Source organism: Mycolicibacterium sp. XJ870, from assembly GCF_053483975.1.
In genome coordinates, this window is sequence record NZ_JBEFTI010000001.1 from 2,026,337 (window position 1) to 2,045,064 (window position 18,728).

General features: G+C 65.1%; 16 protein-coding genes. 6 read left to right on the forward strand and 10 right to left on the reverse strand.

Annotation, left to right across the window (positions count from 1 at the left end; genetic code table 11):
* Positions 1-4: 4 nt before the first annotated feature.
* Positions 5-400 carry an SRPBCC family protein gene (locus ABQF30_RS09980; protein ID WP_448462830.1) on the reverse strand — a complete coding sequence of 132 codons (396 nt, stop codon included), beginning with the start codon at positions 398-400 and terminating at the stop codon, positions 5-7.
* A 182-nt stretch (positions 401-582) separates the two neighbouring features.
* Positions 583-2,391, reverse strand: a complete 1,809-nt coding sequence (locus ABQF30_RS09985) for a CocE/NonD family hydrolase (RefSeq protein ID WP_448463584.1) — start codon at positions 2,389-2,391, stop codon at positions 583-585.
* A 299-nt stretch (positions 2,392-2,690) separates the two neighbouring features.
* Between ABQF30_RS09985 and ABQF30_RS09990 the strand changes: the two genes are divergently transcribed.
* The gene (locus ABQF30_RS09990) at positions 2,691-3,497 is read left to right on the forward strand and encodes an SDR family NAD(P)-dependent oxidoreductase (RefSeq protein WP_448462832.1); all 807 of its coding nucleotides are present in this window, start codon (positions 2,691-2,693) and stop codon (positions 3,495-3,497) included.
* Positions 3,498-3,637: 140 nt separating this feature from the next.
* Entirely contained in the window at positions 3,638-7,180 is a 3,543-nt protein-coding gene (dnaE, locus tag ABQF30_RS09995) for a DNA polymerase III subunit alpha (RefSeq protein WP_448462834.1), read from the forward strand.
* 10 nt (positions 7,181-7,190) lie between these two features.
* On the opposite strand, the gene ABQF30_RS10000 is transcribed toward dnaE, so the two are convergent.
* On the reverse strand, positions 7,191-7,643 hold the full coding sequence (locus ABQF30_RS10000) for a PPOX class F420-dependent oxidoreductase (RefSeq protein ID WP_448462836.1): 453 nt from the start codon (positions 7,641-7,643) through the stop codon (positions 7,191-7,193).
* A gap of 60 nt (positions 7,644-7,703) precedes the next feature.
* Here ABQF30_RS10000 and ABQF30_RS10005 point away from each other — a divergent pair, with 60 nt between their 5' ends.
* Positions 7,704-8,108: a MerR family transcriptional regulator gene (locus ABQF30_RS10005; protein WP_448462838.1), complete on the forward strand. Its 405-nt coding sequence runs from the start codon at positions 7,704-7,706 to the stop codon at positions 8,106-8,108.
* On the opposite strand, the gene ABQF30_RS10010 is transcribed toward ABQF30_RS10005, so the two are convergent.
* Entirely contained in the window at positions 8,072-8,929 is an 858-nt protein-coding gene (locus ABQF30_RS10010) for a class I SAM-dependent methyltransferase (RefSeq protein ID WP_448462840.1), read from the reverse strand. The two genes, ABQF30_RS10005 and ABQF30_RS10010, sit on opposite strands and share 37 nt — an antisense overlap.
* Positions 8,930-9,111: 182 nt before the next feature.
* On the opposite strand from ABQF30_RS10010, the gene ABQF30_RS10015 reads away from it, so the two are divergent.
* Positions 9,112-9,513: an SRPBCC family protein gene (locus ABQF30_RS10015; protein ID WP_448462842.1), complete on the forward strand. Its 402-nt coding sequence runs from the start codon at positions 9,112-9,114 to the stop codon at positions 9,511-9,513.
* On the opposite strand, the gene ABQF30_RS10020 is transcribed toward ABQF30_RS10015, so the two are convergent.
* Both ABQF30_RS10020 and ABQF30_RS10025 read right to left on the reverse strand, forming a co-directional pair.
* Positions 9,510-9,740, reverse strand: coding sequence for a hypothetical protein (locus ABQF30_RS10020; RefSeq protein ID WP_448462844.1), 231 nt, complete (start codon positions 9,738-9,740; stop codon positions 9,510-9,512). The genes ABQF30_RS10015 and ABQF30_RS10020 overlap by 4 nt on opposite strands.
* Positions 9,741-9,804: 64 nt before the next feature.
* A complete protein-coding gene (locus tag ABQF30_RS10025) occupies positions 9,805-10,260 on the reverse strand; it encodes a lipoprotein LpqH (protein WP_448462846.1) in 456 nt (151 codons plus the stop codon).
* Positions 10,261-10,291: 31 nt separating this feature from the next.
* Between ABQF30_RS10025 and ABQF30_RS10030 the strand changes: the two genes are divergently transcribed.
* Positions 10,292-10,729, forward strand: coding sequence for a nitroreductase family deazaflavin-dependent oxidoreductase (locus ABQF30_RS10030; protein ID WP_448462848.1), 438 nt, complete (start codon positions 10,292-10,294; stop codon positions 10,727-10,729).
* A 28-nt stretch (positions 10,730-10,757) separates the two neighbouring features.
* On the forward strand, positions 10,758-12,047 hold the full coding sequence (gene ilvA / locus ABQF30_RS10035) for a threonine ammonia-lyase IlvA (RefSeq protein ID WP_448462850.1): 1,290 nt from the start codon (positions 10,758-10,760) through the stop codon (positions 12,045-12,047).
* Positions 12,048-12,050: 3 nt separating this feature from the next.
* On the opposite strand, the gene ABQF30_RS10040 is transcribed toward ilvA, so the two are convergent.
* The 4 genes from ABQF30_RS10040 to glgX are packed head-to-tail and all read right to left on the reverse strand — an operon-like array spanning position 12,051 to position 18,713.
* A complete protein-coding gene (locus tag ABQF30_RS10040; protein ID WP_448462852.1) occupies positions 12,051-12,497 on the reverse strand; it encodes a hypothetical protein in 447 nt (148 codons plus the stop codon).
* Positions 12,498-12,552: 55 nt separating this feature from the next.
* A complete protein-coding gene (gene treZ, locus ABQF30_RS10045; protein WP_448462854.1) occupies positions 12,553-14,295 on the reverse strand; it encodes a malto-oligosyltrehalose trehalohydrolase in 1,743 nt (580 codons plus the stop codon).
* Positions 14,292-16,556 (reverse strand): malto-oligosyltrehalose synthase, encoded by a 2,265-nt coding sequence (gene treY / locus ABQF30_RS10050; RefSeq protein WP_448462856.1) that lies wholly within the window; start codon positions 16,554-16,556, stop codon positions 14,292-14,294. Before treY ends, treZ begins: the two co-directional genes overlap by 4 nt.
* 3 nt (positions 16,557-16,559) lie before the next feature.
* Positions 16,560-18,713 (reverse strand): glycogen debranching protein GlgX, encoded by a 2,154-nt coding sequence (glgX, locus tag ABQF30_RS10055; RefSeq protein ID WP_448463586.1) that lies wholly within the window; start codon positions 18,711-18,713, stop codon positions 16,560-16,562.
* Positions 18,714-18,728 lie beyond the last annotated feature (15 nt).

The following is an 18,728-nucleotide window of genomic DNA, read 5'->3' on the forward strand; positions in this document are numbered from 1 at the left end:
CCGTTCAGTGCTCGCGAGAGGCTTCTGCCAGCCGGGCGATACGTGAAGTTGTTGCGGCGAAATCTGTTTCAAGACGCCGACCGATCAACCGTGCGGTCGCTGCTGCGAGCACGCCGCTCATCGTGACGCGTTCGGTCGACACCGTGCCGGCGTCGGTGGGCTCGATCAGGTGCTCGGATGTCAACGTCAGACCGGGGAACTTCGAGACGCCCACCCACTTCCGGGGTGGGTCCACCTCAGTGATCGTTGCCTTTGTGGTCGGGCCGCCGGTGGCCTTCACCGTGACCTTGGCGCCGACGGCGAAATCACCGTCGATGGTGGCGTTTTCGATGATGCCTCCCGGCCACCGCGGAGGGTCGGTCCACGCCGACCACGCCGCCGTTGCCGGTGACGAGCACATCGACGATCCTTCGAACTGTCGTTCGCCATGTCACGATCATCCCACTGCGGCAAGGTCTCTCGGGTCGTTACGGCGGGTTGAGTTCGACCAGCGGAACGGAATACCCCTTCAGTGACGCTACCCGAGGGGATACCGGTCATTCAGCGCTTCACCATCGAGTGGATTGCGAAAAACCCTGGGCGCTAATGGGGTACTGCCGGCAGGTCGATGCGAGAGGCGTGCATCCTGGTGCGATGGATGCGTATGGTCGGCGGTGGGCCGGGAAGGATCGCGAAGTGGCTTGAGTCTGCACCCGCAATGGCGACGCGGATGCGATGCCCCGGCCGGAACAGGTACGAAGTCGGCAGCAGATCGAACCTCAACTCGGCGATCTCACCGGGGACGAGTGGCTGTGCGTCGGCGCGGTTGAACGTCCGGTACGGGATGACCTGGCGGTATGGCGGCGGCGCGTCGCTGAGCCGCCGGTGCAAGGCGCGCAACTGACCTTCGGTGACGTAGGCGACGTGACCGCGGGCATCGACATCTTCGAGATAGACGAAGAAGGTCCCGTCGGTGGCCGTGGAGCTGACGAACAGTGTGACGACCGGATGTCCCGTCACTTCGACGGGTCGGTCGAGGGCCGGCGAGGTGTAGGTGAGTAGCCGCGCATCCTGGGCGACGCGGTCGGGGTAGCGGACAGCTTCCCCGATGGCCACCTGGGTGCGCCAGCGGGAGTGCTCGCCGGTTCCGACCGTGTGATCGACCGTGTAGGCATCCACGCCGGCCTCGGAATCCGCCGGGTCGGACCCTAGTTCGCGGTCGGCCAGCAGGTAGTAGCTCAACGTGGTGGCTGGCGGAGGCCAGGTGTCGGCTGACTTCCACCGATCCTCCACCATGGTGAAGTAATGGACCCGTGGCTCCGAATCGATGCCCGTATCGCTGTCCTTGAGGTGACGGTCGAAAAAGCGGATGAGTTCGGCGTCATGATCGAAGCTCGACTTGCTGGGTTCGTCGAAAGGGTCGATGTGCCAACGCCCTCCGTGATTCCAGGGGCCGAGAATCAACCGGCTCCCAGTCGTGGAGATCGTGAGGAAGCGCTTGATCGCGGAATGCTGATACGCCCCGTCGAACCAACCGCCGTAGCTGTAGATCGCCGCGTCCGATGCCTCGACGTCATGCCAGTAGCTGTGTGGACTGAACCGGTTGATACTGCCGGCTTCGTTGACCGGCGCGCCGTTCGGCTCTGGCCGCCCGGCGAGTTCGAGGTGCGGATCCGACGGGGCCAGATCGTCGCGGAAGGTCAACGACAAAGCCTGTTCGTGGACGTCGTAGTTGTCGCGGTGTGCGGCGATGGCTCCGGCGCGCAGCGAGCGGGCGTGATCACCTTGAACTGGCTGTGCACCGGTCACCAGCAGCCTGACCCACCGGCCGGCGACCTCGTGCGGGCAATTGCGGTCGAGCGCGTCGTTGAAGCGACCCCAGGTCTGGGTGAACCACGCACCGTGGATGCCGCCCGGGAACGCGATATCGCTGTACGCGTCGAACACGGCGAACCTGGGCGCGCAGGCCCGCACGGCCGGATGGCGATTGACGAGCAGGAATTCGGCAGTGGCGCCTGCGTAAGACGTTCCCAACGCGCCGACTGCTCCGCTGGACCAGGGCTGGCGCACGATCCAGTCGACAACTTCGGCGCCGTCGCGGATCTCGTCCGCCGACCACTCGGATATGCGGTGGCCATAGGATGCTCCCGACCCACGTACATCGACATCCACCCATGCGTAACCGTTGCCGACGAAGCGTTTGCGGGACTTCGCGGTGGCAGGAATGTGATGAAAGGGCCTGCCGCCGAGGAATGTTCGCAGTGGCCGCCGTAGTTCCATCGCTCGGTAATAGCGCGTCTGGTGCAGGATGGTCGGCAGGCGGGCGCCGGTCACGAGACTTGCGGGAAGGTACACGTTGACGGCGATCTGCGTCCCATCGCGCATCATCAAATAGCAAGAGGTATAACGCATCCCCCGATAGACCGGCGGCGCCGTCGGCACGTCATACCACGCTGCGTCCGAGCCGATTTCCACCACAATCCTCCACGCCCGAGGGGCCACGCCGGCGTCTGTCGTCAGCATAGGTAGCCGCGGGCGGCCGCGGGCCGAATCACCAAGGAACTGTGCCGATTCCTGAGTTCGCAACTACTTTGCAGGCCTGCCCGGCCGATGTCGCGCCGGGGTGATCCGTTCGAGCCTAGGGCGCGTCCACAACCGGTATCGTCCATCGTGTCAACGATTGGCGGGGAATCGATGTGGGGGAACCTGCGATGAGAAACTTCTCGGGTGCCGTCGCACTGGTAACCGGCGGGGGAAACGGGATCGGTGCGGCTGAGGTGAAGCTGCTCACCGACCGGGGAGCGCACGTGTGCGCGGTCGACATCGATGAGGACGCCGCCCGCCGCAGCGGGGCGGCCCTGGCCATCGGTGCCGACGTCACCGACCAAGAAGCGATGGCAGCCGCGGTGGGCCGCGTCGTCGAGCGGTTCGGCAAGTTGGACTATGTCTTCTGCACCGCCGGGATCACCCATCGGCCCGCGACGATACGCACGTTGAAGCCCGGGGAGGCGCAACACGTCATCGACGTGAATCTGATCGGCACGCTCAACACGATTCAGCCCGCGATCGAACCCTTGATCGCCTCCCGCGGGCACATCGTGGTGGTTTCTTCGATGGGCTGGCCGGCGAACACCGAGTACGGAACGCTGCTGCCGGCAGTGGGTGGCGTCGCATATTCGACGAGCAAGACGGCCGTCGAGATGCTCGGCCGCGGCCTACGGATGGAATTGTCCCCGCACGGCGTCGGGGTGACGATCACGTACTTCGGACCGGTCGACACCGCGATGGTGCGGTTGACGAACGTTGCGCCCACAAAGGCCGCCCAGCGGCTACGCATCAGCCCTGAGAAAGCGGCGGCCGCGGTCCTCAAGGCCGTCGAGCGCGAAAAGGTGCGGGCGATCATCCCGGCCCGATGGAACTTTCTCAACATCGTTCGCCCGCTCGGCGTCCACCTGGACAACCTGCTGCTTCGCAGCAAACGCCAGCGCGATTTCATCCGCACCTACGATTCGGACTGAGTCGACTGTCACGGACCGCCCTACCGCTGTGATGGCGGCACGGTCGACCTGGGCTGATGGAACCACGCAACCCGCGGTCAAGGACACGCGCAACGACACGCGCGGAATGTGTCGGCCCCCGGCAATAGACTGGCCACCCTATGAGCGGCTCATCTTCGCGGTCCTTCGTGCACCTGCATAACCACACCGAATACTCAATGCTCGACGGTGCCGCGAAGATCAGCCCGATGCTGGCCGAGGCGCAGCGATTGAACATGTCCGCGATCGGGATGACCGACCACGGGAACATGTTCGGTGCCAGTGAGTTCTACAACTCGGCAACCAAGGCCGGTATAAAGCCGATCATCGGGGTCGAGGCGTACATCGCGCCCGCTTCGCGGTTCGACACCAAGCGCATCCTGTGGGGTGATCCGAGCCAGAAGAGCGACGACGTCTCCGGTAGCGGGTCCTACACCCATATGACGATGGTCGCCGAGAACGCGACGGGCCTGCGCAACCTCTTCAAGTTGTCCTCACTGGCCTCGTTCGAGGGGCAGCTCGGCAAATGGTCCCGAATGGACGCCGAGATCATCGCCGAGCACGCCGAAGGCATCATCGCGACGACCGGCTGCCCGTCTGGCGAGGTGCAGACCCGGCTGCGGCTCGGCCACGATCGTGAGGCGCTGGAGGCGGCCGCGAAATGGCGGGAGATCTTCGGGCCGGAGAACTTCTTCCTGGAGTTGATGGACCACGGTCTCGATATCGAGCGCCGAGTACGTGAAGGCTTGCTTGAGGTCGGGAAGAAGCTCGGTATCCCGCCGCTTGCCACCAACGACTGCCACTACGTGACGCGCGAGGCCTCGCAAAATCACGAGGCGCTGCTGTGCATCCAGACCGGCAAGACGCTGTCGGATCCGAACCGGTTCAAGTTCGACGGCGACGGCTACTTCCTCAAGTCGGCGGAGGAGATGCGCGCGCTCTGGGACGGTCAGGTCCCCGGAGCGTGCGATTCCACCCTGCTGATCGCCGAACGGGTGCAGTCCTACGCCGATGTGTGGGAGCCGCGGGACCGGATGCCGGTCTTCCCGGTGCCCGACGGACACGACCAGGGGACGTGGCTCACCCATGAGGTCACTGCGGGGCTGAAGCGGCGTTTCCGTGGCGGTGCCGTGCCCGCCGAGTACACGGAACGTGCGGCGTACGAGATCAAAGTCATCTGCGACAAGGGTTTTCCGTCGTACTTCCTCATCGTCGCCGACCTGATCAACTATGCGCGCTCGGTGGATATCCGGGTGGGGCCGGGGCGTGGGTCGGCAGCGGGTTCGCTGGTGGCCTACTCGCTGGGCATCACCAACATCGACCCGATCCCGCACGGGCTGCTCTTCGAGCGCTTCCTCAACCCGGAACGCCCGTCGGCTCCCGATATCGACATCGACTTCGACGACCGTCGCCGCGGTGAGATGCTGCGGTACGCCGCCAACAAGTGGGGCAGCGACCGGGTCGCCCAGGTGATCACCTTCGGCACGATCAAGACCAAAGCAGCGCTGAAGGATTCGGCCCGGGTGCACTATGGCCAGCCCGGTTTCGCGATCGCGGACCGGATCACCAAGGCGCTGCCACCGCCGATCATGGCCAAGGACATCCCGGTCTCGGGAATCACCGACCCCAACCACGAGCGTTATAAGGAGGCCGCTGAGGTCCGCGCGCTGATCGACACCGATCCGGACGTCCGCACGATCTACCAGACGGCGCTCGGTCTGGAAGGGCTGGTCCGCAACGCGGGCGTGCACGCCTGCGCGGTGATCATGAGCTCCGAGCCGCTCGTCGACGCCATCCCGCTGTGGCGTCGCCCCCAGGACGGCGCAATCATCACCGGTTGGGACTATCCCTCGTGCGAGGCCATCGGCCTGCTCAAGATGGACTTCCTTGGCCTGCGCAACCTGACGATCATCGGCGACTGCCTGGAGAACATCAAAGCCAACCGGGGGATCGACCTCGACCTCGACTCGGTGCCACTCGACGACACGGCGGCCTATGAACTGCTGGGCCGCGGTGACACCCTGGGTGTGTTCCAGTTGGACGGCGGTCCAATGCGCGACCTGCTGCGGCGCATGCAGCCGACCGGGTTCGAAGACGTCGTCGCCGTCATCGCCCTGTACCGCCCCGGGCCGATGGGCATGAACGCGCACAACGACTATGCCGACCGCAAGAACGGTAGGCAGGCCATCAAGCCGATCCACCCCGAACTTGAGGAACCGCTGAGCGAGATCCTCTCCGAGACCTACGGTCTGATCGTCTACCAAGAGCAGATCATGCGCATCGCCCAGAAGGTCGCGTCCTACACGATGGGCAAGGCCGATGCGCTGCGTAAGGCCATGGGCAAGAAGAAACTTGAAGTGCTCGAGGCCGAGTACAAGGGCTTCAAAGAGGGCATGACCGCCAACGGGTTCTCCGAAGCCGCGGTGAAAGCGTTGTGGGACACCATTCTTCCGTTCGCCGGGTACGCGTTCAACAAGTCGCACGCGGCCGGCTACGGGCTGGTGTCCTACTGGACGGCCTACCTCAAGGCCAACTATCCGGCGGAGTACATGGCGGGCCTGCTCACCTCGGTGGGCGACGACAAGGACAAGGCAGCGGTCTACCTGGCAGATTGTCGGCGCCTGGGCATCACGGTGCTGCCGCCCGACGTCAACGAGTCGGTGCAGAACTTCGCCTCGGTCGGCGACGACATCCGCTTCGGCCTCGGCGCCATCCGCAACGTCGGCGCGAATGTCGTTGCGTCGCTGATCAATACCCGTACCGAGAAGAGCAAGTACACCGACTTCTCCGACTACCTCAACAAGATCGACATCGCCGCCTGCAACAAGAAGGTCACCGAGTCGCTGATCAAGGCAGGCGCGTTCGATTCGCTCGGCCACCCGCGCAAGGGGCTCTTCCTGGTGCACACCGATGCCGTCGACTCGGTGCTCGGAACCAAGAAGGCCGAGGCCATGGGCCAGTTCGACCTGTTCGGCGGTACCGATACCGCGGCCGACGCGGTGTTCACCATCAAGGTGCCCGACGAGGAGTGGGAGGACAAGCACAAGCTGGCCCTCGAGCGCGAGATGCTGGGCCTGTACGTGTCCGGCCACCCGCTCAACGGCGTGGCGCATCTGCTGAACGCGCAGGTGGACACGCAGATCCCGGCGATCCTCGATGGCGACGTCTCCAACGACGCTCAGGTGCTCGTCGGTGGGATCCTCGCGTCGGTCAATCGGCGCGTCAACAAGAACGGGCTGCCCTGGGCTTCAGCGCAATTGGAAGACCTCACCGGTGGCATCGAAGTGCTGTTCTTCCCGCAGACCTATTCGCTTTTCGGCGCCGAGATCGCCGACGACGTGGTCGTACTGGTCAAGGCGAAGGTCGCAGCACGCGACGACCGGATCGCATTGATCGCCCATGAACTCGTGGTGCCCGATTTCAGCAGCGCACAGGTGGACCGCCCGCTGGCGGTCAGCCTGCCCACGCGCCAGTGCACTGTCGACAAGGTGAGTGCACTCAAATCGGTTCTCGCGAACCATCCGGGTACCTCGCAGGTGCATTTGCGATTGATCAGCGGCGAGCGGATCACCACGCTCGAACTCGATCAGGCGCTGCGGGTGACTCCCTCGTCGGCATTGATGGGTGATCTGAAGGCGCTGTTGGGCCCTGGCTGCCTGGGCTAGTCTCGGCGCCTCACCCGTCGAGGTCGACGCGCACGATCGCAGAGTCCGGCCACAGCGTCCGGTCACGGGCGCGCCGCAGCTTCTCGCGCATCGGCAGATCGCTGTGCACGTTGGTCACCCCGGGGATCTTCAAGAGCGGCAAGATGTTCCACTGCCATCCGTAACGCTGATGCAAGGCGCGGTTGGCGCGTTGCGCCTCGTCGCCGGTCAGCACTTTCGCGTCGCCCGTGAGAGTCACCTCGCCGGTGATCCGCCCCTGGTGATCGCAGGCCACCAATTCCACCTGAGGCTGGGCGGCAAGTCGACGGGTTTTGGGCCCGATCTTGGTACGGAACAGCACCGTTCGGCCGTCCAGCACGAACCAGATCGGGGTGTCGACGGCGCTGCCGTCCCGGCGATAGGAGCGCAGCAGGGCGTAGCGGGAACGGCGCAATGTCTCAAGCGTGGTGTCGGTGAGTGGCATGCCATCAAGTCAACGACTTAGAGTTGACTCTAAGTCAAGCCCCGAATCGGAGGAGACGCGATGACCGCACGCCTGACGATCGGTGACGTGGCGCGTCGCACCGGTGTCGCCCAGACCGCGCTGCGCTACTACGAGCAGGTCGGGCTGATCCCGCCGCCGGATCGGGTGGGCGGTCAGCGGCGCTACCCGGAGTCGATCCTGGTGCGGCTGGAAGTGATCCGGTTGTGCAAGGCGGCCGGGTTCGCGCTGGAAGAGATCACCGTGCTGATGGACGACGACACCCCGGGCAGGCCGGTTGCGCGCACGCTGGCCGCGGCCAAGCTCGCCGAGATCGACGCGCAGATGGAGTCGCTGGCTCGGGCCCGGGAGATCATCGAATGGGGCATGCGGTGCACGTGCCCGTCGATCGACGCGTGCACGTGCGGGATTCACGATGCAGTCCCGGCGCGAGGTCCGAAGCGGTAGCGCAAGATTCGCGCTTTACGGGCTGCCGACTTGCTCTTCGCGCTGAGCTTGGTGGCGACCCGAACCCAGCCGGGAAACCGGTCTACCTCCGGCGCCCGGGTCAGGCTTGACTCCTCAACCAGTTGCATCCTCGGGTTCCAGGTTTCCGGATGATGTGCGTCCTTGAAACCCGGGTAGCCCCATTGGCTTCCGACGTCTTTGAACATCTTCTGCGGATAGAGCTTGATCGCTACCCGGCTCACCCAGCCGATCCGTCCGTAGTCGTTGAAGGCCAGTTCCCCAGAACCGAAGTGGTCGGTGATCCTGCGGAAGACGCCGACGATCACCGGCTCGGGTAGGAAGGCGAACAGACCGTCGGCGACCAACATCGTGGGGCGATCGGCGGGAATGTCTGCGGGCCATCTCTCGTCGGCCAGCGACGCGGCGACGTTGTGTGCCCCCGGATGCGGCGGAAGCACCTGTTCCCGTAGTGCGCTGATGCCAGGCAGATCGACGTTGTACCAGTCGACTGTGCCGGGCGGAGCCACCCGATAGAGACCGCTGTCGAGACCGCCTCCGAGATCGACGACCACGGCGTCAGGGTGTTCGGCGATGAAGGCGCGCACCCGGTCGTCGAGCATCTTTGCGCGCAGCGCGGTTTGGCATATCACACTGGTTTGCACGCCGAGACCGGCGAAGTCGTAGTCGATTTGGCCGACGACATCCTCGGCGAATGTGTCGCCGAGGATCGGGCGCGGCCACCGGCTGTCCAACGCCCGGGCATACACAGTGAGGAACGCTGTTTGTTCCACCGGTGTCAAGTGAGCCGTGGCAAGTCCCATAGATGCGAACTTACACCCCAACTGTTCGCTGAACGGGAAGCCCAAAACGTTCACCGCCCTTGGCATTACACGTCAGTACCGAAGCGCGAGCAGACGTGTAGGTACCCGAGAACGCACGTCCTGCGGTACCTACGCGTCTGTTCGCGAGGGAAAAGGTGAGCCTCGCCCCCTACGCTGGGTTCATGCGCAGTCGACATGTGAGCGTCTGGATCGATGTCCCGCCCGAGGTGGCATACGCATTCGCAGCGGACCCTCATCAGTTGCCCCGCTGGGCTGCCGGTCTGGCCGACGGCGGGCTACGCCAGAGCGCCGACGGATGGGTGGCGGATTCCGCGATGGGTGTGGTGGGCGTGGAGTTCACGCCGGCCAATGCCCACGGAGTACTGGACCACGTGGTGCGGCTACCGACCGGCGAGGTGGTTTACAACCCCATGCGGGTGCTTCCCGCCGGTGTGGGGGAGTCGCGTTGTGAGGTCGTGTTCACGGTCCGTCAGCGGCCGGGAATGTCCGACGAGGAGTTCGAGGCAGACGTCGCTGCGGTGGCCGCTGATCTTTCGACCCTGCGCGGCCTGCTCGAAAGCTAGTGGTCGGACGACGAGAACGCGCCCAGGACCAGCCACACCAGGGTCGTCATGGCGGCGGCCGTCAACACAGCGGGCGCGGCACTCATCGTGACGACGCCGACGCCGACCAGCACGATCGCGCCGACGGCGAGGGCGATCAGCTTGTACGCAGGCCACGGCACCCCGGCGATGGGGATGTCGTGTTCACCTCGGGAGACGGTGCTCCGGAAGTTCCCGGCTGCGGTCATGTAGACAACGATAGCTCTCAAGAATGATTTCGGCCAGCCGAAACACCGAATGAGGCGAATGCTGTCAGCAATCGGCAGTGATCCTGAACTCCGCGTCGGCTGATTCGCTGAAGTCGCTGGCAAAAGTTCCGTGCGCAGTCCCGCTGACGGTGAAGTCGGACCCGTCCATGCTGGCTTCGGACCCGGGCGACGGCCCGAAGGACGTCGTGCCCGTGAAACCTGCCAGGTCGCGGATCGTCACCAACTCGGGGGTCGCCGGACCGCCTGTTCGGATCACCGCGGTGAAACCCGGTTCTTCCGGCAAGGTCTCGATGGTCCACAGCCAGCGCAGCTGGTTGCAGCGCACCGGATATGACCTCGATGTGTCCTGGCCGTTGATGGCGACGCGCGCAGTCGTGTTTCCGAGCAGGTCACTATTGGCCGTCGAACACGCGGATAGCACGGTGAGCAGCGCCGCCGCCGTCACGGTGACCAGCCGCCGGCGTCGACTGCGCTGAACTGATCGGGCGGTGTGCCTCATTCCGGTTGGTTTCCCGTTCTAGGCTGGCGTCATGCCTCTGACCGGAGAATATGAACCAAGTGCATCGGATTGGGTCCGGGAGAACGCCGAGACCTATATGGCCTCAGGGGGCACCGAAGGCACCGAGATGCAGGGGAGGCCGGTGGTACTGCTGACCACGGTGGGTGCCAAGACCGGCAAGCTCCGCAAGACTCCGTTGATGCGGGTCGAACATGACGGTGAATACGCGGTGGTGGCATCGCTGGGCGGTGCCCCGAAGAATCCGGTCTGGTACTACAACGTCAAGAAGAATCCGCACGTCGAACTGCAGGACGGCCCGGTTTCCGGGGACTACCAGGCGCGGGAGGTTCTCGGGGAGGAAAGAGCGCTGTGGTGGGAGCGCGCGGTGGCCGCCTTCCCCGACTACGCGGACTACCAGACCAAGACTGAACGCCAGATTCCGGTGTTTGTCCTAACCCCGGTTAAGTGAAACCGCTGGCCGGTGGCACCATTGATCGGTGACTGCCGAACTGAGCCCCAATTCGAGGACGCCGCTGACCTCACGTCTTTCAGCGGCTGACATCGATGAGGCTGCCCAGCGAATTGCCGGCGTGGTCACCCGCAGCCCGCTGCAGATCAGCGAGCGACTGTCCGAAGCCACCGGCGCGACGGTCTATCTGAAGCGCGAGGATCTGCAGGCCGTGCGGTCCTACAAGCTGCGCGGTGCGTTCAATCTGATGGCCCAATTGTCGCCCGAGGAGCTTGCCGCCGGCGTGGTGTGTTCCTCGGCGGGCAACCATGCGCAGGGCTTCGCGATGGCCTGCCGTGCGATGCGCACCCATGGCCGGGTCTACGTACCGGCCAAGACGCCCAAGCAGAAGCGCGACCGCATCCGCTACCACGGTCGTGAGTTCATCGAGCTCATCGCCGTGGGGTCGACATATGACCTGGCCGCGGCTGCCGCACTGGAGGACGTGGCGCGTACCGGGGCGACCTTGGTACCGCCGTACGACGACCTGCGCACGATGGCAGGTCAAGGCACCATCGCCGCCGAACTGCTCGACCAACTCGACGAGGAACCGGATCGGGTGATCGTGCCGGTCGGCGGCGGCGGGTGCATCGCCGGAATCACCACCTACCTCGCCGAGCGCACCAACGGCACGTCGGTGCTGGGCGTGGAACCCGCCGGCGCCGCATCGATGATCGCCGCGCTCGCCGCCGGTGAGCCCGTGACGCTGGAGCACGTCGACCAGTTCGTCGATGGGGCAGCGGTCGCGCGCGCTGGAGCCTGGCCGTATGCGGCGCTGGCCGCCGCAGGTGACATGGTGTCGATCACCACGGTCGACGAGGGCGCGGTGTGCACCGCCATGCTCGACCTCTATCAGAACGAGGGGATCATCGCCGAGCCGGCCGGTGCGCTGTCGGTCGCCGCGTTGCTGGAGGCCGACATCGAACCCGGCTCCACCGTGGTGTGCCTGATCTCCGGCGGCAACAACGACGTCTCCCGCTACAACGAGGTGCTGGAGCGTTCATTGGTGCACCTGGGCCTCAAGCACTACTTCCTGGTCGACTTCCCTCAGGAGCCGGGGGCGTTGCGCCGGTTCCTGGACGATGTTCTCGGCCCCGGCGACGACATCACGCTGTTCGAATACGTCAAGCGCAACAACCGGGAGACAGGCGAGGCGCTGTGTGGTGTCGAGCTGAGCTCGGCGGCGGACCTGGAGGGGCTGCTGGCCCGCATGGAAGCGTCCGACATTCACGTCGAACTGCTCGAGCCGGGTTCCCCGACATATCGCTACCTGACCTGAGCCTCAACCGGTCAGTCTCAGTCTGGGCCTGACCTCGACCAGAGCCTCGTCGTTGGCGCGGAAGATCGGCTCGAGCGGCACCCCGTACGCCGCCGCACTGCGAGTGAGTATCGAAGCCCAGTCGCGATCGACGATCGAGACCGGACCGTGGCCCGGGCGGGTCAGCAACAGCGCGACACTGCTGCCGGGCTCGAGGGCGGCCAGGATCCGCGGCAGGCGGGATACGACGTACTCGACCAGGCCGGGTTGGGGATCGGCCCGCACCGGAACCTGGCTCATGGTCTTGTACATGCGCCGGTCGGCGCCGAGGAATCCAACCCACAGCAGGCGTTCGCTGAACCCGAGTTGTCCCATGAGGGCGCGCCATCGCTCACCCATGTCGTGGGCCGAATGTACGGGATCGGTCGCGGTTTCGATCGGCGGAATGGGCACGCGTTCACGGTCACTCATGGCCGAATCATCGCCCGCTCGTGCGTTATCCGGGTAACGCGTTATCCACAACCAATCAGTCTGTGGACAACGGGTTGACAGTTCGCAGAATTACGAAAGAATGCCCGCCCAGCACGGTGGCCCCGGACTCGTGGCCGGGTTCGTCCCAGGCCAGTACCACCTCGCCGGTGACGGGAATCTTCACCGGTTCGGTGCCGAGGTTGCACGCGACGGCCAGGGCGCCGCGGTGCATGACGATCCAGTGCTGTGCCTCGTCGAACTCGATCCTCATATGGTCGAGCCAAGGGTCGGCCAGATCAGGCTCGGTGCGCCGCAGGGCGATCAGTTCGCGGTAGATCCGGTGCAACCGAGCGTGATCGCCCGCATTGACCTCATCCCAGTTCAGCTTGGAACGCTGGAAGGTCGCCGGGTCCTGTGGATCCGGTATCTCGTCGGCATCCCATCCGTGTTCGGCGAACTCCGCTTTGCGTCCCTCGGCGGTGGCGCGGGCCAACTCGGGTTCGGGATGCGAGCTGAAGAACTGGAATGGCGATGACGAACCCCACTCCTCACCCATGAAAAGCATTGCCGTGTAGGGGGATCCGAGAGCCAAAGCGGCCTTGACGGCGAGCTGGCCGAAGTCCAGCCGCTGGGACGGACGATCGCCCACCGCACGGTTGCCGACCTGGTCGTGGGTAAGGGTGTATGCCAACAACCGGGTCGCGGGGATCGCGGTGGTGTCCAGCGGGCGGCCGTGTCGGCGGTGCCGGAACGACGAATAAGTGCCCGCGTGGAAATACCCGCCTTTGAGCGTGCCGGCGAGCGTCTGCATCGAGCCGAAATCAGCGTAGTAACCCTGTTGTTCGCCGGATACCGCGGCGTGGATGGCATGGTGGATATCGTCATCCCATTGCGCCGTCAGGCCGTATCCACCGCGGTCCCGCGGGGTGATCAAGCGGGGATCGTTGAGGTCACTCTCCGCGATCAGTGACAGGGGCCTGCCGAGTTCTTCTGCCAGCGCGTCGGTTTCGGCGGACAGTTCTTCGAGCACGTGGATGGCCGTGTTGTCCATCAGGGCGTGCACGGCATCCAGGCGCAACCCGTCGGCATGGAAGTCGCGCATCCAGCGCAGCGCGCAATCGAGAATGTAGGTGCGTACCTCGTCGGCCCCGGCATCGGACAGGTTGATCGAACTGCCCCAGGGATTGGTGCCGGCCGACAGGTACGGACCGAACCGCGGTAGGTAGTTTCCCGACGGGCCGAGATGGTTGAACACCGTGTCGATCAGCACACCGAGGCCCCGGGCATGGCATGCGTCGATCAGTCTGATCAAACCGTCTGGGCCGCCGTAGGGTTCGTGGACCGCGTACCACAGCACGCCGTCGTAACCCCAGCCGTGAGTGCCGCTGAACGCGTTGACGGGCATCAACTCGACGAAGTCCACGCCGAGATCCACCAGATAGTCGAGCTTCTCGATAGCGGACTCGAACGTCCCCCCCGGGGTGAACGTGCCGGTGTGCAGTTCGTAGATCACCGCGCCGGCGACGGATTTGCCCCGCCAGTCGGTGTCGGTCCAGGCCCCGGGCGCCGGCTGCCACAGCTGTGAGCGTTCGTGCACACCATCGGGCTGGCGCGGCGAGCGGGGGTCGGGCAGCACCTGGGGATCGTCGTCGAGAACGAATCCGTACCGGGCATCGTCGGGGCATGCGACCTCGGCGTGCCACCATCCATCATCGGTTCGACGCATGTCGTGCAATGTGCCGTGGACGTCGAGTCGCACTCGCTCGGGTACTGGTGCCCACACGGCGAATTCAGTCATCGCTGGCGCTCCAGCAGTGCCACCGGAAGCTCTGCGAACAAGCCGGCGGCCGGTACCGGCCCAGCCCATCGCCGATCGGTGATGCGGTCCACCCAGTTGCCCTCCGGCAGCGGCAGAACCGTTTCGCCCCAGCCGGTTTCGGACAGACGGACCGTCCAGCGGCTGACCGCGACCAAGACGTTCTCGCCGCGCTGGTAGGCCACGAGGTGAGACGCAGTGGCACCGGCGGCCGACACCGGGGTGTACCCGCCGGACAGAAAGGCATCCGGGTGCGCGCGGCGCAGCCGCAACGCGGCACCGGTCACCCGGATCTTGGCATCGGTCCACTCCCGCAACGCATTACGCCGGGTGTCATAGTCGACGGGGCGGCGATTGTCCGGATCGACCAGACTGTCCTCGGCCAGTTCGGTGCCCTGGTAGACGTCGGGCACACCCGGCGCGGTCAGCGCAATGAGCTTCTGGCACAGGCTGTCGTTGCGGGCGTGTTCGTCGAGTTGGGCGACCAGCGACGTCAACCCAGCGGCGACCTGTCCGTCGAGCACGGTGTCCAACCACCGATGCACATCGTCTTCGAACGTGGTGTCGGGGTCGTGCCACGACGTTCTGGTGGCCGCCTCCCTGATGGCCTTCTCGGCGTATGCGTGCAGTCGGCTGCGCAGCTCGGAAGTCACCTCACCGCTTGCCGGCCATACGCCGAAGATGTTCTGCAACAGAAACAATGCCGTGGCAGCGTCCGGTAGAGGGGCAAGTGCAGTCCACTGCCCGATCAGCTCCGACCACAACGTCGGGACTTGCGACAACACGCCGATGCGGGCACGCACGTCCTCACCGCGTTTGGTGTCGTGAGTGGTCAGCGTGGTCATCGCCGCGGGCCACAGCCGAGCCCTGGTCGCCGCCCGCTGGTGGAACTCGGCGGATGTGACGCCGAACAGTTCCGGTGCGCCGCCGACTTCGTTGAGTGACACCAGCCGGGCATCCCGGTAGAACAGGCAATCCTCGATCGCCTTCGCGGTGGCCGCACCACACAGCTGGCCGAACCGGGCCACCGCTTCGGTGCTGGTGGCCAGTGCCATCGCGACAAGGGTCAGCGGCTCAGCGAGTTCCGGTGCTGCGGAAGCGGTTTGGCCGATGGCGGAGGGAAGCACTGCTGCGAGCGCGGGATAGTCGCTCCGGTACACCCCGATTCTGCTGACGAGTGCCGCGACTGCGTCGGCCAGCTTCGGGTCACGATGCGCCGTGACACCGGAGATCACCCGACACAGCCGGGCCAGCTCGCTGCCCAGGGTGTCGGTGACCGTGGCGCTCTTGAGTTGCTGTTCGGATCCCGGATCGACATCGGCGCACAGTGCGCTCAGCGGCGGAGCCCCTGCGGGGTCGATGAACAGGCCGCCGATCTCGCGTAGCGCGTCGTAGCCGGTGGTGCCCGCTACCGGTAGCGATGCGTCCAGCGCCTCGTCGGCGGCCAGGATCTTCTCCGCCACGATCCATGCCGACGGTCCGACCAGCTCACGCAACCACGTCAGATATCCGGCGGGATCGGACAATCCGTCCGGATGGTCGATCCGCAGGCCGTCGACCAGGCCTTCGTCGAACCAGCGTTTGACCTCGATGTGGGTGGCGTCGAAAACGGCCCGGTCTTCCTGGCGCAGCGCTGCCAGCGAGGTGATGGAGAAGAACCGGCGATATCCACAGATACCGCGTCGCCATCCGGTCAACCGGTAATGCTGGCGGTCATGCACCTGCGAGCCACTACCCGAACCCGTGCCCGGCGCGATCGGCAGCGCCAGGTCGCCAAGGCGCAGCACATCCCCGTCGACCACGAGATCGGCGATGTCATCGTCAGAACCCAGGATGGGCAATACAATTCGGCCACCGTCGAGATCCCAGTCGATGTCGAAACAGCCGGCGTACACCGATGAGGGACCATGGGTGAGAATATCCCACCACCAGCGGTTCTGCTGGGGATCGTCGACCCCGACATGGTTGGGGACGATGTCAACGATGAGGCCCATCCCGCGGTTGTGCGCGGCGTCGGAGAGCCGGCGCAGCCCCTCGGGGCCGCCGAGCGCAGCCGAAACCGTGGTGGGGTCGGTGACGTCGTAGCCGTGGGTGGAACCCTCGGCCGCGGTCAGGATGGGGGACAGGTATACATGCGAGACACCGAGGTCATCGAGATAGTCCAGTAGATTCACCGCATCGTCGAATGTGCAGCAATCCCCGCGCATCTGGAGCCGATACGTCGAGAGCACCGGAGCGGTCACGGGTCAGGCCGTCTTGCGAAGGACGAGAAGTGACCGGGCCTGCAGTGAAATCTTCTCGCCGGCGGCCACCACAAAGTCCGAATCGCCGGTCGGGTTTGCGGTGTCGAGGTCGGCGGTCCACTCCGTGGCGTAGTCGCCGTTGGGTGTGACGAAATCCTGTGCGTGGTCATTCGAGTTGAAACACAACAGGAATGAGTCGTCGATCACCCTCTCGCCACGGGCGTTGGGGGCCGGGATGGCGTCGCCGTTGAGGAAGACCGCGACGCAGGTGCCAAGTCCGGTGTTCCAGTCCTCGGGGGTCATTTCCACGCCGGCCGGGGTCAGCCAGGCGATGTCACGGACCTGATCCCCGCTGCGGATCGGTTTACCCTCGAAGAATCGGCGCTGCCGGAAAACCGGATGCCGCTTGCGGAAGTCGACCACCTTGCGGGTGAATTCGAGTTGGTCGGCGTTCGTCTCGCACAGCGACCAGTCCATCCACGACAGTTCCGAGTCCTGGCAGTACACATTGTTGTTGCCGAGCTGCGTCCGGCCGATCTCGTCACCGTGGGCGATCATCGGCGTGCCCTGCGAGAGCATCAGGGTGCACACGATGTTGCGCATCTGCTTGCCCCGCAGCGCCAGGATGTCGGCATCGTCGGTGGGGCCCTCTACGCCGCAGTTCCAGGACCGGTTGTGGTTCTCGCCGTCGCGATTGTCCTCACCGTTGGCGTCGTTGTGCTTCTCGTTGTAGGACACCAGATCGTTGAGAGTGAACCCGTCATGACAGGTCACGAAGTTGATGCTGGCGCTCGGCCGTCGTCCGGTCGCCTCGTAGAGGTCCGACGAACCCGTCAGCCGGGAGGCGAACTCGCCCAGGGTTGCGGGTTCTCCCCGCCAGTAATCGCGCACAGTGTCGCGATATTTCCCGTTCCATTCAGTCCATAAACCTGGGAAGTTGCCGACCTGGTATCCGCCCTCACCGACATCCCACGGTTCGGCGATCAGTTTCACCTGGCTGACCACCGGATCCTGCTGCACCAGATCGAAGAATGCCGAAAGCCGGTCGACGTCATAGAATTCCCGCGCCAGGGTGGAGGCCAGATCGAAACGGAACCCGTCGACGTGCATCTCCATCACCCAGTACCGCAACGAATCCATGATGAGTTGCAGGGTGTGTGGATGGCGCGCATTGAGGCTGTTGCCGGTTCCGGTGAAGTCCTTGTAGAACTCGGGCTGGCCGTCCAGGAGCCGGTAGTAGGCGGCGTTGTCGATGCCCCGGAAGTTGATGGTCGGCCCCAGGTGGTTGCCTTCTGCGGTGTGGTTGTAGACGACGTCGAGGATGACCTCGATGCCCGCGTCGTGGAACGCCTTGACCATCGTCTTGAACTCGGCCACCGCACCGCCCGCGTGCCGGGTCGCGGCGTACTGGAAGTGCGGCGCGAAGAAGCCAATGGTGTTGTAGCCCCAGTAGTTTCGCAGGCCCAGGTCCAGCAGTCGGTGATCGTGCATGAACTGGTGCACCGGCATCAACTCGATCGCGGTGACGTTGAGCGACTTGAGGTGATCGATGATGACCGGGTGGCTCAGCCCGGCGTAGGTGCCGCGCAGTTCCTCGGGGATGCCGGGATGAGTCTGGGTCATGCCCTTGACGTGGGCCTCGTAGATCACGGTGTCGTGGTACGGCGTCTTGGGGGCGCGGTCGGAGCCCCACTGGAAGAACGGGTTGATCACCACGCTGGTCATCGTGTGGCCCAGCGAGTCGATCCGGGGTGGGGTGCCGCTGCCAGGCGGGTCGGCGGTCAGGTCGTAGGAGAACAGCGCCTGGGTGAAGTCGAAGTCACCGTGGAACGACTTCCCGTAAGGGTCCAGCAGCAGCTTGCTCGGGTCGCAGCGGTGCCCGGCACCGGGATCCCAGGGGCCGTGCACGCGGTATCCGTACCGCTGCCCGGGCGTCACGGTGGGCAGGTAGGCGTGCCAGACGTACCCGTCGACCTCTTCGAGGTTGATCCGCTCTTCGGAACCGTCCTTGGCGACGAGGCACAGCTCGACGCGTTCGGCGACCTCGGAGAACAGCGAGAAGTTGGTCCCTGCGCCGTCATAGGTGGCGCCGAGCGGGTAGGCCTCACCGGGCCACACCGTCGACATCGTCGTGGGGAGCGGAGGGCGCGGGGACATCTGCGATGTCACGGC